Here is a 15,303-nt window from a genome sequence, read left to right on the forward strand (position 1 = left end):
TTTAATCCCCATCGGTTAAGGGGCTATTCTAGAACGTTGTGATTTAGATCGCTATTCATTAATAATGAAAAGTGAGTTTCATATATCTAAATTGATAAAGAATTAACATAGATTAGCCATATAAGCGTGTAATGTGAGCAAAAGTTTGCTCAAAGGGGTACGCTTCAAGTTGACCAAAACCATCAAATTGCTTGGCTTTTATCTTGGTGGTTAATGGTGTTGTCATACCATTTAAAAATCGTGTAATAGCAGCAACAGATGGTGCAATATCACATGCATTGATGAATTGATCGCACCATTGGGTTAAAACTTGATCGGAAACCTCTGGTAGTGTCGGTAATGGTGGCAATGTGATACTTTTTCCTCGACAAACAGAGCAATGGTTACAATGTTCAGGAGCATGATGATCAGCAAAATAACGCGCTAATTGATAACTTAAACAGGTTTTGCTTTCAAAAAAATCAATCATACTATTGATACGTTTTATTTCACTATGCTCTTTTTGTTGGAACAGTTGATACAGCGCCTCACTCTCAACACCGATATCAAAGTGATGATTTTTGATAGCATATACGTCAGTCATTTGTTTGCTTTCTAAAGTGATCCAACCTTTTTCATTAAAATAGTCAATCGCAGCAACAACACGTTTTCTATCTGCATTATAGCCTTGCCATAATGCGTCCATATCCAGTGTGTTCCATACTCTTGCCTTTGTTGAACAAGCAAAAATTGCTTCGACGAACTGGCGACGCTCATTATTAAAATGCGATAAAATTTCATGCTGGTTAATGTTGAGCTTGTAACGGTAATCAGCAAAATAAGTATATTGAGGCTCAATGATCTGGCGAATCTCTAAATAGACCAATAGTGTTTTTAAAGGCAATAATCGAATATTGGCGTCTTTTGATAGCCGATTATTCATTACTTCCCACTGTTGTGATTGTGCTTTGATTTCATTTAATACGGTCGCTATCGAACTGCGATCAGGCGTATCTCCATAAATGAAATTTTGTAGCACATTTAGACCTGATTTATTTGCAATGACTGTACAGGTTGAGTTTTCACCATCACGACCAGCGCGGCCTATTTCCTGACTATAGTTTTCAATCGATTTTGGTAGATCGAAGTGGATCACTTGGCGAATATCAGATTTGTCGATCCCCATGCCAAAGGCGATGGTGGCAACAATGCAATTGATTTCTCCTACCATAAACTGTTGTTGTATATGCTGGCGGCGATCGGCATCCATACCTGCATGGTAAGCTTGAGCGGGAATATGATTACTTGTGAGAGTTGCCGCAATCTCTTCTGCAGTATGCTGTAAAGTGACGTAAACAATAGATGGTGTATTGGGCTGTGCTATCAATTGTTGCTGTAGTACATCCAATTTTTCATCATCTTGGGCTGCCAAAATAGAGAGATCAAGATTCTTGCGATAGAAACCTGTTACGACGATATCATCTTTTGCAATATTGAATTTATCTTGCATATCATTAATAACAGCTGGCGTCGCCGTGGCTGTTAGTAGTAATACTTGTGGAATATTTAAAGACTGTTGGTAATAAGGTAATTTCAGGTAATCGGGTCTGAAATTGTGCCCCCACTCCGAAATACAGTGAGCTTCATCAACGACGAGTAATGAGATAGGGACTTGACTGATAAAATGTCTAAAGCGCTCATTTTTCAATCGTTCAACAGAGATCATTAATACTTTAATTTCGCCTTGGCGAATATTCTGCATAACTTGCTGAGTCTGTTGCCAAGTTTGGCTTGAGTCGATAGATGCTGCGGGAATACCTTTTGATGCAAGGAAATCAAGCTGATCTTTCATTAATGCTAAGAGTGGTGAGATCACGAGTGTTAAGTGTGGTAGTTCAATCGCTGGGAGCTGGTAACACAGTGATTTACCCGAGCCAGTAGGAAAAATAGCGGCTGCAGAATGGCCATCAAGAACACGAGTAATGACTTCTTCCTGACCTGTTCTAAGAGAATCAAAACCAAAATATTTTTTAAGTGTTTGATGATACATGCTGAATACTCAATTGTCTTAATTGATAGCATCATACCGTATGTTGATGTCATAAGGGGAATGAGATATTAAATCACGTTACAAAATTGCGAAATAATTATCTTTGTATCCCTACTGACTAAATGTATTTAAAGGAATATGTAAATGGAAACCATAAGCATCATTCTCACTATAAGATGTGATATAAAAACGCGTCTCAGAATCAAAACTTATGGCGATATTTGCTTCTTGATAGTGAGATGATGTTGGTTTTAACGAAAGTGGCTGAAAATTGTTTAACGCTTTGTTTCCACATAAGCCAGCATGGAAAAATGATAGTTGGAGGAGTGTATTACAGTTTGAAGAATCAAACGTTAATGCTGTTTTTGCTTCGAAGGTAGTAATAGGGGAATGGTTATTGAAACTATACGCTGATGGCGATGAAAGAAGCATAAAAAACAATAAGTATAATTTCATTGGTCTTTCTCGTTATTGGGATATAACAAGAAAATGCATATAGTGTTCCAATATGATGTTTATTGCTAATTATTCGAGAAAAAGGAAAAATAAATCGTTTGTAGATAACGCGTGAACGCATCCTTGCGTTGTTGTTCACTTAGTGTTTGGTTATTTTATCAAGATATCCCATAGCAAAAGCAGATAACACAAAGGTAATATGAATGAGCAAGTACCATAGTAATTTTGAGTTATCAATATTTTCTATATTCATAAATATCTTTAATAAATGAATTGACGATATTGCAACAATAGAGGCTGATACTTTATTTTTTAATGAGCTTGCATCAAGTTTACCTAGCCAGCCTAATTTGTCGTCATGATCATCGAGATCTAGGCGTGAAACGAAATTTTCATAGCCTGAAAACATCACCATAACAACGAGTCCGCCAACAAGAGCAATATCAACAAGCGAAAGAATAATCAGGACTAAGTCCATACTTTTCATTGTTATAATGACTGGAATTACATCAAAGATCTCTTGAAAGAATTTGACTGAAAGGGCTAATAACACAAAGCTGAGACCGAAGTAGATAGGTGCCATTAACCAACGTGACCCATACATCATTCGTTCAAATAGTTTTTCCATCACAAAGGTGTCTCTTAAAAGTGGTAGGGATAATCGAAAGCGGGATTTTAGATCGAAAATCTAGGAGTGAATAGTTTGAATGTACTATAAAGCAGTATTTGCTGATAATTTTCCGCTTTAAATAAAGGCTCTATCTTAGAATAAAGACAGAGCCACTTTGATGATTAAAAAGAAAAACCGATACCGCCTGCATTATCGTAATGGTTGTAGTCAGAGATCGAAATACCGTAACCACTTTCTAACATCATATATCCACGAAGGCGCTTATAGATTGGGAAACTCCATGTAATGCGCTCATAACCACGTGAAAATCCACTTTCCAAAGCGTTACGTACGGTTAATGAAATAAGATTATTACTATCAACAGACCAGTTCATGCTGACACGTCCGTATCCCATGTAGTTGGTAATATCTTTATTGTAATCTTTTGCACCAAAGTCGAGACGTAGCCATGGTTTGATACTTAATGTGTAGTTGTTATGTTCGAATGTAAAATCAGCAAATGCACGATTCCAACTTCTTTCTTGTTCACCGCCTCTACCATTCGATTCATGGACGAGACCAAGAGTTGTTCCAGCATAACCCAAAGCATTATTTTCGGCCTTTTCCGGTAGAGTCCAAAAAATAGATGGCTCATATTCAGTATCTCTAAAATAGGCTGATGAAGCATACGCTTGCCAATTTGAACGCTGTGTATAAGCAACATATAGCTTGTCATTTCGATTTAAAATACCTGATGCCAAAAGGTACTTAAGGCTGATCTGAAAGTTAACGTTGTACTTACTTAATTTACCGTCTTCAGGAATAACCGATTGGTATTCTGGATAGTTAGGTTTTTGAGTGTAGTAAAAGGGTAGAACGTAATTGTCTTTGTACTGCTGAAGCAATAGATTATTTGAGCTTGAGTAATCTAATGAGTTATTAATAACGTCTTCAGCTAAAACATTACTGGAGAAAAAAGTACAGCCAATTAGTAAAGTAGAAAGAAGTAAAGGGTATCTAATTGGTTGCCATGCAAATTGCGTCATAATTTTTTATCGTCACGGTCATTTAAGAGTAATTTCTTATGATCATAGACAGGATTTTTATATTATGTATACCGATATAAATGAAAACATAAATTGGCTGGGTTTATTTATCATTACAAGCATGAAAAAGGGACGTATTACAATACGTCCCTTTAAGAAGTTATCTGACTCTGTGGTTACTGGTGTGGTTCGATTTCCACTTTAAACAGTACTGCATAAAGTAGTGGAATAATCACTAAAGTTAAAATGGTTGCAAACAATAAACCAAACATGATTGTTACTGCCATACTCTTGAAGAAAGGATCAACAAGTAAAGGAGCAACGCCTAAGATTGTGGTCAATGCGCCAAGTAAAACTGGGCGTGCACGACTTAAGGCTGAATCAATAATTGCTTGGTAAGGTGTTTTCCCTTCTTTTATTTCCACATCTGTTTGGTCAACTAGAACAATCGCATTTTTAACCATCATACCAATTAAGCTTAGGAAACCAAGAATTGCCATAAACTCGAAAGGTGTTTGGAAAATAACCAGACCAATGGTAACGCCAATAATAGCTAATGGCGCTGTTAACCAAATAATCAATGGTTGCTTTAATGCGTTAAACATAAAGATCACGGATAAAATCATCGCGGCAAAACCATAAGGTGCAGAAATCGCGAGTCCTTCATTTGCGTCTTTTGATGCTTTGTATTCACCGTACCATGTCAATTTATAACCTGGTGGTAACTCGATAGCTTCGATTTTTCCTCGTAGTTCATTAAATGCATCGGCAGTCAGTACGCCAGGAGCAGGATCAGCCTGAACTAAAATCGTTGGTATGCGGTTAATTCGACGTAAGATGGCATCTTCCCAAGCGACATTAACAGACTCAATTAATTGGCTAACAGGGATAGGTCCATTTACCATACGGCTATGTACTTCTGTGTTTTCAATAGCACGTTCATGGGTACGCTCACTTTCTGGTGCACGAACGACAATTGGAATTAAGTCACTCCCTTCACGATAAACACCAACTGTTCGACCTGATAACGTTTGTGCAATTGCTTGGCTAATTTCCTGATTAGTTAATCCATAACGCTGCGCTTTTTCTGTTGAATAAACAGGTTTAATAACAGGTACTTGTTGACGCCAATCATCTTGAACAGCGATCAAGTTTGGATCCGATAGCATAATAGCCTTCGCTTGTTCAGCAAGATCACGTAGGACTCTACTGTCAGGACCTTGGAAACCGGCTTCAATTTTTTTACCACCCCCACGACCTAGCATGAACTTCCATACTTTGATTGAGGCTTCAGGATATTTATTATCAAGCTCAGTTTGTAAATCAACAAGTAATGGGGCTATGTTACGGTAATCATCAATATCAATCAGTAATTGACCATAACTTGGATTGCGTGCTTCTGGTGCATAAGTCAGCATAAAGCGTAAGCCACCGCCACCAATGAAGCTTGAGATATTTCCGATACCTTCTTTATTGGTAATATCTTGTTCAATCCTAGCGATTGTTTTTTCTGTATTGGTGATGTCTGTTCCCTGAGGAAGGTAGACATCAACAACAAATTGCGCTCGTTGTGATTCTGGCATAAAGCCCGGTGGTACAAATTTCATACCCCAAATAGCGCTAACCAGTGTTGCCAGTAGCATTAATCCCGTTATTTTACGGTGTGATAACACCCAGGTTAATAAAGCTTTGTAGCTTTCTACAATTTTACTTGGCTTACTATCTTGTTGCTTGATCTTAACTTTTAAGAACTGATGGCACAGTAACGGTGTTACGGTAACAGCAAAGACCCAGCTAAGTAGCATAGAGTATAAGATCACCCAAAATAGTGAACCAGCATATTCACCCATATCTGACGGTGATAAGCCAATCGCACTGAAAGCACAAATACCCACAACAGTACCGCCTAAAAGCGGCCATTTAGTTGCATTGACGACCTCTGGAATAACGACATTACGATCTTCATTGTTTTGGAGGCGTACCAGAATACTGTCAGTTACCACAATGGCATTATCTACTAACATGCCTAATGCGATGATTAGCGCACCTAACGAAATTCGTTGCATTGCGATGTCATCAATTAACATGATGCATAGAGTACCGGCCACTGTTAGAAGTAATACAAAGCCAATAATCACGCCAGATCGAATACCCATAAATAGCAGTAAAACGATGAAAACAATCACCACAGCAGCAATCAAGTTATCGATAAAATTCGTTACCGAATCACGAACAGAGTCTGATTGCATTGAAATAATATGAAGATCCATACCCAGCGGACGTTGGTTTTCAAGTTCAGCAATACGTGCTTTAACCGCATCACCCATATCAACCACGTTACCACCAGTGACATTGGAAATACCAAAGCCAATAGCACGTTCACCATTAAAGCGCATTAGCATGCTAGTGGGTTCTTGATAACCTCGGCTAACATCGGCAATGTCTTTTAAACGTAAAACAGTATGGTTATCACCAATACCAATTTGAAGGTTACGTAAATCTTCAAATGAATTAACGTTAGGTGTTGGAATAACAGGTAAACGCATACCATTAGATGTCAGACTTCCTGCAACATTAACAATATTTTGTTTTTGTAATACTGATAAAACGTTATCAACTGACAAACCATAATTAGCTAAGCGCTCACTGGTGATCTCAACAAAAATACCTTCTTGTTGTTCTGCCAACGTTGCCGTTTTAGCAACCCCAGGTACCAATACAAGTTCACGGCGCAGTGAATCAACGTAGTCTTGTATTTGCTTATCGGTAAAACCTTCACCCGTTACTGCGAAAAATAGCGCATAAACATCAGAAAAGTCATCGTTTACGATTGATGGCTCAGCACCAGGAGGGAGAAGTCGTTGGGCATCAACAACTTTACGACGTAGCTTATCCCAAACCTGTTGAAGTGCCGCCTGATCTTTTGAAAATTCAAGCTTTATCTCAACAGTAACTTCTGACATCCCTTGTTTGGAAACGGACTTAACTTCTTTTAGTTCCTGTAAAGATTGCACCGCACCTTCAATGACATCTGTGACTTCGTCAGAAACTTCTTGTGCTGTTGCACCTGAATACGGAGTAACAATGACGGCTTGGCGGATCACAAATTCAGGATCTTCAAAACGACCTAGCTTTAAGTAACTGATGTAACCACCAATTAAGATCAGTGCAATGATCACCCAAACACTCGTTCGTTTAGCGATAGTATAGCGAGCGATATCCATCTATTTACGCTCCATTTTTTGTGTTATCAGTGTATGGACGTACTTCCATACCCGGCTTCAATTTAGACACACCCGCAATGACAATACGTTCACCAACCGTAAGGCCATTTAGTACAGTAATGCAGTTTTTGTTGACACTACCCACTGTGATGTAGCGTTTTGATACCGAATTGTCTTTATTCACCACCCACACAAATTGTTTGCTCTTGTTATCAGGAACGACAGATGCCAATGGAACAATAATTGGGTTTCGGTTTTCTTGTGGACACAATGCTAGGTTTGGAGAAACCTTAACGGGCATACCCGGTAAGAGATTTAACCCTTTGTCGTCGTTAATACTGAGCACAACAGAGAAGGTTTGTGTGATCGGATCGGCTTGGGTTGAGTAAGTACGCAAACTCAAAGGCAATAATTGCGCTGAGTTATTATTTAACTCTGCAACGGCTTCGCTACATGTCATTCCTGCAAGCATGACACTGTCTGTAATATTAATAACCACTTCTAAGTCATCAATATTATGTAATGTTAATACAGGATTATTAGCCTGAATTTGAACGTGATTATCAATTAACTTACGCCCAATAATGCCACTAAACGGGGCAATTAACTGGGTATAATTTAACTTGTTTTTCGCTTCTTTAACCCGGTTCTGTGCCAAGTTATAACGCACAATAAGCTTATCTAAATCACTTTTAGAAATTGCTTGGCTGCTTTCATAAATGGCTTTACCACGTTGGTAGGCTTTACTTGCATCGGTTAATTCAAGCTGCGCGGCAGCAAAAATAGTTTGTGCATCTTTAGGATCAAGTTTTGCTAATAGCTGACCTTTAGTAACACGGTCACCTTCGTTAACAAAAATATGGTTTACTCGACCAGTGACTTGAAACGATAAATCGGCGCGTTGCGCAGAGCGAATGACACCGTTAAAGCTCAAATTAGTATTTGCTTTGGGCTTTACAACTTCAGTAAGCGCAGGGCTAATGATGGGTTCTTGAACTTGTTCTTCTTGTTCTTTACCGCCACAACCTGACAGTACGACAAGCGCGATCGATAAACTCACTGCGAGTTTACTAAATGAGAATGATGCCATTTTAGACATTGCTGATTGAGTTTTCACCGGATTCTCCGCTATCAGTATGGGACGGTATAAAATTAGGAAACATGTTTATTCGTATGAAAATATAACAAGTAAACTTTCGGGTGTATTTTATGAGGGAATGGCATTTTGTAAACTATTAAGTATACTTTTTTGTGACAAAATGTTAGATTGCGATCACAGGCGGTGAAAATAGGCAGTGAATCAATGAAGCAAACGGAACGTAAGCATTTAGCAATTATTGCGGCAGCAAAGGCAGAATTTATCGAACATGGGTTTATTGCTGCGAATATGGATAGGATTTCACAGGTTGCTGAAGTATCAAAACGGACCTTATATCGTCATTTTGATAGTAAAGAGGCGTTATTTATTTCAGTACTTAAGATAATTCAAGACTCAGTGAATGAAAATGTGCAATACCATTTTGATCCGCAAACGCCATTAAAAACACAGTTAATTGAAATTACACGTCGTGAAGTCGATATCTTGTACCATACATATGGTATTTCTCTTTCTCGTATTATTGTGATGGAATTTATTCGCCAGCCAGAATTAGCTAAAAATTTAGTGAAAGATTTGTATAGCACTAGTGCAATTGCTGATTGGTTTAAATTGGCGATTGAAGAAAAAGCAATTGTTGATAAAGATGTCGCTTTGTTAACAAATATCTATATGAGTTTATTCCAAGGTTTATTTTTCTGGCCTCAAGTCATGGAATTAGCGCCACCTTGTGAAGGTATTCAAGTAGAAGAAAATATTAATACTGTTGTTGATGTATTTTTGAATTCGTTTGCTATTACCAAGTAATCTTATCGATAAAAAAGATATCTCGATATTTACAATATTATTTCACGTTCTTTTGATATTTTGCATGATATAATTCCCTCAAGAAATAGTTAGGCTAATTAAATGCCTATTTGTAGTTGTTAGATAGTAATGTGAATTTGGTGTGGCAATAATGTGTATTGTCAGCCGTAATATAATATTCATAACCTTAGGTTAACGTGATGAAAAAATTATTAGTTGTTTCTGCTTTTCTTCTTGCATCAACATCAGCGTTTGCTGCAACTACTGCTGCACCGGCGCAACCTGTTCAAGGAGGGTTCACAGGCCCTTCAGCAACACCTGTTATTAAGACAATTAGCCAAGTTAAAGATGCGCAAGATGATGCAGCTGTTGAATTAACAGGTTACATCACAACTTCACTGGGTGATGACGATTACATGTTTAAAGACAATACTGGTGAAATCAAAATTGAAATCGATCATAAAGATTGGAACGGCGTGAATGCAACACCAACAACAAAACTTAAGATCCGTGGTGAAGTAGACAAAGATTGGTCTGAGCGTACGATTGATGTAAATGCTGTTGCTTTAGCTAACTAATTATCCTCTCAGGAATAATTTGAATTAATCGCTATTTCTGGTTTAGAAATAGCGATTTTTTTTATGTTATTTATCTAAAATAAATTGCTGAATAACTTTGGCAACACCTGCATTGTTGTTAGTGTCAGTAATAAAATTAGCGATGGCCTTCGTTTCTTCTGTTGCATTTCCCATTGCAACACCAAGACCAGCATACTCAATCATATGGTGATCATTGCCGGCATCCCCCATACAAATAACTTCACTTTGTTTGATGTCTAAGTATTCTGCTAGTGCTTCAACGCCCACGCCTTTATTACTATTTGGATTCATAAATTCAAGAAAGAAGGGAGCACTTTGTACAATCGTGTAGGATTGATAAAGCGCTTTTGGTAATTGAGCAATAGCGGCTGATAAGCGATCAGGTTCATCGATTATCATCACTTTCATTACTTCTTCGTCATTTTCTAGTGTTGCAAAGTCTTCAATAGTAATTGCCAGACCATTAATTTTTGCTTCATGATCAGTGTAATAGTTATTTTCTGGCGTAATTAGACCTTGGCGACGAGTAAATGCATGAACATGAACACCAAGATCATGAGCTAGTGAGGCTATATTTTTAGCGTCTAATCCCGTTAGTGTTTCACTGCGAATAACTTCTTTATTAGAAACACGTTGAACGAGTGAAGCGTTGTAACTTAAAACAAAGTCGTTGCTGCCTGTCATGTCTAATTCGTTTAGCGCCCATGTCATTCCTTCTAAAGGGCGCCCTGATGCTAATACAATCGATACCCCTTGTTCACGAGCCGCTGAAATTGCAGCCTTATTTTCTTGGGAAATAGTACCGTCAGAACTCAGAAGAGTACCGTCCATATCAAGTGCAACTAATTTATACATCATTATATCCATTACAGAATTAAAACTGGTTTCATCATAAGCAAATTGAGCGCCGAAAACGATAAGAATTATGTTTAATAAGCGTACTTTTTTTGATTAATCGCTAACAAGTTTATGAATGTAATAGTCATTCAGTTGATATTAAAAATTGTTACCAAATAATTATTTATTGTTAATAAACTTGGTGTTTTTGGTTTAATTTGTTTAGACTACTAAATAAATTGGCACAATAAATCGCCTTTTGAGTAGTTATTAGCGCACAGAAAAATTGTTTTTTACTCGTTTGCGCTGACCGATTCGATATAAATGATAAGGATAATATTTATGCGAAAGCTTCTGGCTGCGACGGTATTGCTATCAGCAATGTCAGCAACTCAAGTTCATGCAAGTGAATGTGGAAAAGTCACTATTGCTGATATGAATTGGAACTCAGCAACATTATTAGCCAACGTCGACAGTTTTATTTTACAACATGGGTACGGTTGTGAAACAGATCTTGTTCCTGGCGATACGATGCCGACAGGTACATCAATGGTAGAAAAGGGCGAACCGGATATTGCACCTGAATTTTGGAGTAATTCGATGAAAGCCGCGTTAGATCGTGGTGTTGAAGAAGGGCGTATCCTATATGCTGGTACGAGCTTCTCTGATGGCGGTGAAGAAGGTTTTTGGGTTCCAGAATACATGGTGAAAAAAGATCCAAGCCTAGCGACTATTGAGGGCATTAAAAAGAATGCCAAACTTTTCACTCATCCAGAAGATCCTGAAAAATCAGCATTTTATAATTGTCCAGCAGGTTGGAATTGTCAGATTTCTGCTGGTAACCTTTTCGAAGCACTAAAACTTGAAGATGCAGGATTTGACCTTATTGATCCAGGTTCAGGTGCAGGTCTTTCAGGTTCAATTGCTAAAGCTTACGAGCGTGGTGAAGCGTGGTTTGGTTATTACTGGGCACCGACAGCGGTGTTAGGTAAGTACAAAATGGTAAAAGTAGACTTTGGCTCAGGTGTTGATGCGAAATACTTTAAAGAGTGTTTAACCAAACCTGAGTGTGTTGATCCGAAAGCTTCTATGTACCCACCGTCAGAAGTAGATACCGTTATTACTACCTCTTTTGCTAAGCGTGCACCTGAAGCGGTGAAATACTTAGGTCAACGCTCTTTTACTAATGCACAAATGAATAGCCTTTTAGCGTGGATGGAAGACAACCAAGCTGATGGTGAAACGGTAATGGAAGAGATTTTAACGAATCACGAAGATATTTGGGTGAAGTGGGTTTCTCCTGAAGTTGCAGATAAAGTACGTGGTGCTTTAGCTGATTTGTAAGCTGTACGTCTACAGTGGTAGCTAACTACCACTGTAGCCACTTCGCTAAGGATATAGCGTATGTGGGAAATAAAAGTAGTATGTATGGATAACATTTATGTCAGATAAATCATGGTTAACTGAATTTCCACAGCTTGAGCGTGCTCAGTTAGTTGAAATTCGCAAAACGTTGGATGGTGCTTACCGTTCTTTTTCTCGTGAATATGGCGATACAATCGAAGGTCTCTTCGATCCTCTTCTTTCTTTTCTTATCTGGTTCGAAAAACTCTTACTCGCTACACCTTGGTGGATAGTGATTGCCGTATTGGCTGCCATTGCCTTTGTTGCAAGTCGATCGTGGAAATTATCACTCGGTGTCGTGTTGTCTTTTGGTTTCATTGGTGTGTTTGGTATGTGGGATAATACCATGCGAACCATGAGTATTATTTTAGTCTCTACGATGGTTGCCATAGGGATCGGGATACCGATAGGTATTGCCATGGCACGTTCTGAGAAGGTTCAACGGGTTGTCACACCATTACTTGATGTGATGCAGACGATGCCTGCCTTTGTTTATTTGATCCCCGTTGTTATGTTACTCGGTCTTGGTAAAATTCCAGGCTTAATCGCTGTTGTTATTTATTCTGTTCCACCAGTGATCCGCTTAACTAATCTTGGTATTCGTTTGGTTGATGAAGAAGTGCTTGAGGCAGCCACAGCCTATGGCGCAAGCCCAATGCAGCGCTTATTTGGGGTGCAGATCCCACTGGCAATGCCAAATATTATGGCAGGGATAAACCAAACCATCATGATGGCACTTGCTATGGTTGTTATCGCTTCAATGATAGGTGTGAAAGGGTTAGGTCAGCCAGTACTAAAATCGATTACCAACCAGTATTTCACCCTAGGTTTATTAAACGGCTTAGCGATTGTTGCACTCGCAATTATCTTTGATCGTATATCGCAAAGCTATGCTAAACGTACACAGCAACACTTAGGAGGTCGATCATGAGTTCATTATCAAAGCAGGATCCCCTCATTAGGGTTAAAAACCTCTATAAAGTGTTTGGTCCCAAAGCAAACAAAGTTGTTCAACAAGTGAAAGATGGTGCATCTAAAGATGACATTTTAGCGAAAACTGGTCATACCGTTGGTTTAAGCGATATCAACTTAGATATTTACCCAGGTGAAATCTTTGTGATTATGGGCCTATCGGGTTCTGGTAAATCAACTCTGATCCGCCACTTTAATCGCTTGATTGATCCAACTGAAGGAGTCATTGAAATTGAAGGGACAGATGTTATGTCACTCAATGAAAAGCAGCTTCAGGATTTTCGCCGTCATAAAATGTCGATGGTTTTTCAACGCTTTGGTTTAATGCCACATCGCACGGTTTTACAAAATGTTGGTTACGGTTTGCAAGTACAGGGACTGAGTAAAAGTGCATGGCAAGCCAAAGCGAAAGAGTGGTTAGCGACTGTTGGTTTGACGGGATATGAAAATAGCTATCCTGTAAACCTTTCTGGTGGTCAGCAACAACGTGTTGGTTTAGCTCGTGCCCTGTGTACTGATGCTGAAATTCTATTAATGGATGAAGCATTTTCTGCACTTGATCCTCTGATCCGTAGTGAAATGCAAGATCAGCTTATTGAGTTACAAGAAAAGTTACACAAAACAATAGTCTTTATTACCCATGATTTAGATGAAGCATTACGTTTAGGCGATCGCATTGCTATTTTACGAGATGGGGTATTAGTGCAGCAGGGTAAACCTGTTGATATTTTATTAAACCCAGCCGACGACTATGTCGAAGCTTTTGTTAAGGACGTTAACCGTGCACGTGCACTGACGGTTGAAACGGTCATGAAGCCACAAGTTGTTCGTATCTCTTCTGAAACGATTGGCGAAGCTGTTGCTGAAATGCGTAAAGTAAAAGATGATTTCGCGTATTACGTTGATAATCAAGGTTATCAAGGAGTGATCACGCAAGAGAAATTAGAGAGCGTAAAAGAATCTGATTATGCTAATGCAATAGATGCTTCAATGCTTGAAGATGTCCCAGCAGTTTCAACTGATGCGCTACTTGAAACCGTGATCCCTGAGACTTTAGATAGTGATCATCCACTGCCAGTAGTGGATGCTGATGGACAGGTAACAGGGCGATTGTCTCGTTCAACATTGGCTGAAGTATTGAGTGATCATGCAAATGACGCGGCGTCAGAGAAAAATGTTGAAGTCATTAAAAAAGTAGAATCTAAAGTCGCTTAAGTAAGGTTTTCTTACCATTGCTTGGCGATAAAAATATAACCAGTGTGTTATTGCTTTTATTAGTAATTACCACTGGTTTTTTCGTTGTAAGGTATTAAATATGTTAACAAGGTACCGATAATGCGTCATGGATAGCGCAAATTGCTGACATTTTTTTTAAATAGTGGTCAAATACACGAAATAGTAAATAGCCTATATTCGCTCTATTTCTCAATGTATTCGCTGATTAAGAGCGAGAAATAGTCTAATGTCGTATGGTGAGCAAATACATGAGTATCTCTAAACAAATCCTCGTCGTTGATGATGATAAAGAAATCCGTGAACTACTGGAGGAGTACTTAACCAAGAACGGTTTTGAAGTCCAAACTGCCGCGGAAGGCGAGGAAATGAAACGTTGCCTTGCTGGTGGATATCCAGATTTGATTCTACTTGATATCATGATGCCGGGAGATGATGGGTTTACCTTATGTCAGCATATTCGCAAAACGTCAGATGTCCCTATTATTATGCTGACGGCTGTTTCTGAAGAGATGGATCAAATCATAGGACTTGAGATTGGGGCAGATGACTATATCGCAAAACCTTTTAGCCCTAGACAGCTGTTAGCTCGTATTAAAGCGATATTACGTCGTAGCAAAGTGTCAGATAACCAGCACTCTAACCCTAGTGCAAAATTTATTAGTTTTTCTAATTGGCGTTTAGATACCACAGCACATCGTTTAGTGAATGTACTGAATAATGAAGCGTTTGAGCTAACAAGTGGTGATTATTCATTATTGATGCTGTTTCTATCGAGACCAAATCAAATTTTAGATCGCGATACTATTTCATGTGCGACTCGTGGAAGAGATGCGCAGCCGTCAGAGCGTGGTATTGATGTCGCATTGAGTCGTTTACGTAACCGTTTAGGCGACAAAGGTCGTACTCAGCGTTTAATTAAAACCAGTCGTGGTAACGGTTATATATTTACTGCCGATGTTCGTTATGACGACCATGCGTAAAGTTAGC

Annotated in this window: 13 protein-coding genes; 6 read left to right on the forward strand and 7 right to left on the reverse strand. The window is 38.7% G+C overall.

Annotation, left to right across the window (positions count from 1 at the left end; genetic code table 11):
- Positions 1 to 112 precede the first annotated feature (112 nt).
- From BTO08_RS17415 to BTO08_RS17440, 6 genes are all read right to left on the reverse strand, one after another.
- Positions 113 to 2,029 (reverse strand): RecQ family ATP-dependent DNA helicase, encoded by a 1,917-nt coding sequence (locus tag BTO08_RS17415; RefSeq protein ID WP_105061886.1) that lies wholly within the window; start codon positions 2,027 to 2,029, stop codon positions 113 to 115.
- 111 nt (positions 2,030 to 2,140) lie between these two features.
- On the reverse strand, positions 2,141 to 2,485 hold the full coding sequence (locus BTO08_RS17420) for a hypothetical protein (protein ID WP_105061887.1): 345 nt from the start codon (positions 2,483 to 2,485) through the stop codon (positions 2,141 to 2,143).
- Between the two features lie 139 nt (positions 2,486 to 2,624).
- Entirely contained in the window at positions 2,625 to 3,113 is a 489-nt protein-coding gene (locus tag BTO08_RS17425; protein WP_005364205.1) for a TIGR00645 family protein, read from the reverse strand.
- 164 nt (positions 3,114 to 3,277) lie between these two features.
- The gene (locus tag BTO08_RS17430) at positions 3,278 to 4,141 is read right to left on the reverse strand and encodes a phospholipase A (RefSeq protein WP_105061888.1); all 864 of its coding nucleotides are present in this window, start codon (positions 4,139 to 4,141) and stop codon (positions 3,278 to 3,280) included.
- Between the two features lie 176 nt (positions 4,142 to 4,317).
- Complete coding sequence (locus tag BTO08_RS17435) at positions 4,318 to 7,365, reverse strand: efflux RND transporter permease subunit (protein WP_105061889.1); 3,048 nt, start codon at positions 7,363 to 7,365, stop codon at positions 4,318 to 4,320.
- Positions 7,366 to 7,369: 4 nt separating this feature from the next.
- Positions 7,370 to 8,482, reverse strand: coding sequence for an efflux RND transporter periplasmic adaptor subunit (locus BTO08_RS17440; RefSeq protein WP_431356675.1), 1,113 nt, complete (start codon positions 8,480 to 8,482; stop codon positions 7,370 to 7,372).
- Positions 8,483 to 8,668: 186 nt separating this feature from the next.
- Between BTO08_RS17440 and BTO08_RS17445 the strand changes: the two genes are divergently transcribed.
- Entirely contained in the window at positions 8,669 to 9,268 is a 600-nt protein-coding gene (locus BTO08_RS17445; protein ID WP_105061890.1) for a TetR/AcrR family transcriptional regulator, read from the forward strand.
- A 200-nt stretch (positions 9,269 to 9,468) separates the two neighbouring features.
- Entirely contained in the window at positions 9,469 to 9,846 is a 378-nt protein-coding gene (locus BTO08_RS17450; protein WP_105061891.1) for a YgiW/YdeI family stress tolerance OB fold protein, read from the forward strand.
- Positions 9,847 to 9,912: 66 nt separating this feature from the next.
- Here BTO08_RS17450 and yidA read toward each other — a convergent pair whose 3' ends face one another.
- Positions 9,913 to 10,722 carry a sugar-phosphatase gene (gene yidA / locus BTO08_RS17455; RefSeq protein WP_005364218.1) on the reverse strand — a complete coding sequence of 270 codons (810 nt, stop codon included), beginning with the start codon at positions 10,720 to 10,722 and terminating at the stop codon, positions 9,913 to 9,915.
- 324 nt (positions 10,723 to 11,046) lie between these two features.
- Between yidA and BTO08_RS17460 the strand changes: the two genes are divergently transcribed.
- From BTO08_RS17460 to BTO08_RS17475, 4 genes are all read left to right on the forward strand, one after another.
- Positions 11,047 to 12,048: an ABC transporter substrate-binding protein gene (locus BTO08_RS17460; protein WP_005364220.1), complete on the forward strand. Its 1,002-nt coding sequence runs from the start codon at positions 11,047 to 11,049 to the stop codon at positions 12,046 to 12,048.
- A gap of 97 nt (positions 12,049 to 12,145) precedes the next feature.
- Complete coding sequence (locus BTO08_RS17465; protein WP_105061892.1) at positions 12,146 to 13,039, forward strand: ABC transporter permease; 894 nt, start codon at positions 12,146 to 12,148, stop codon at positions 13,037 to 13,039.
- Entirely contained in the window at positions 13,036 to 14,295 is a 1,260-nt protein-coding gene (locus BTO08_RS17470; RefSeq protein ID WP_105061893.1) for a quaternary amine ABC transporter ATP-binding protein, read from the forward strand. Before BTO08_RS17465 ends, BTO08_RS17470 begins: the two co-directional genes overlap by 4 nt.
- Positions 14,296 to 14,564: 269 nt before the next feature.
- Positions 14,565 to 15,296, forward strand: a complete 732-nt coding sequence (locus BTO08_RS17475) for a response regulator (protein ID WP_005364226.1) — start codon at positions 14,565 to 14,567, stop codon at positions 15,294 to 15,296.
- Positions 15,297 to 15,303: the final 7 nt, after the last annotated feature.

The organism is Photobacterium angustum (assembly GCF_002954615.1).
Classification (GTDB): domain Bacteria; phylum Pseudomonadota; class Gammaproteobacteria; order Enterobacterales; family Vibrionaceae; genus Photobacterium; species Photobacterium angustum_A.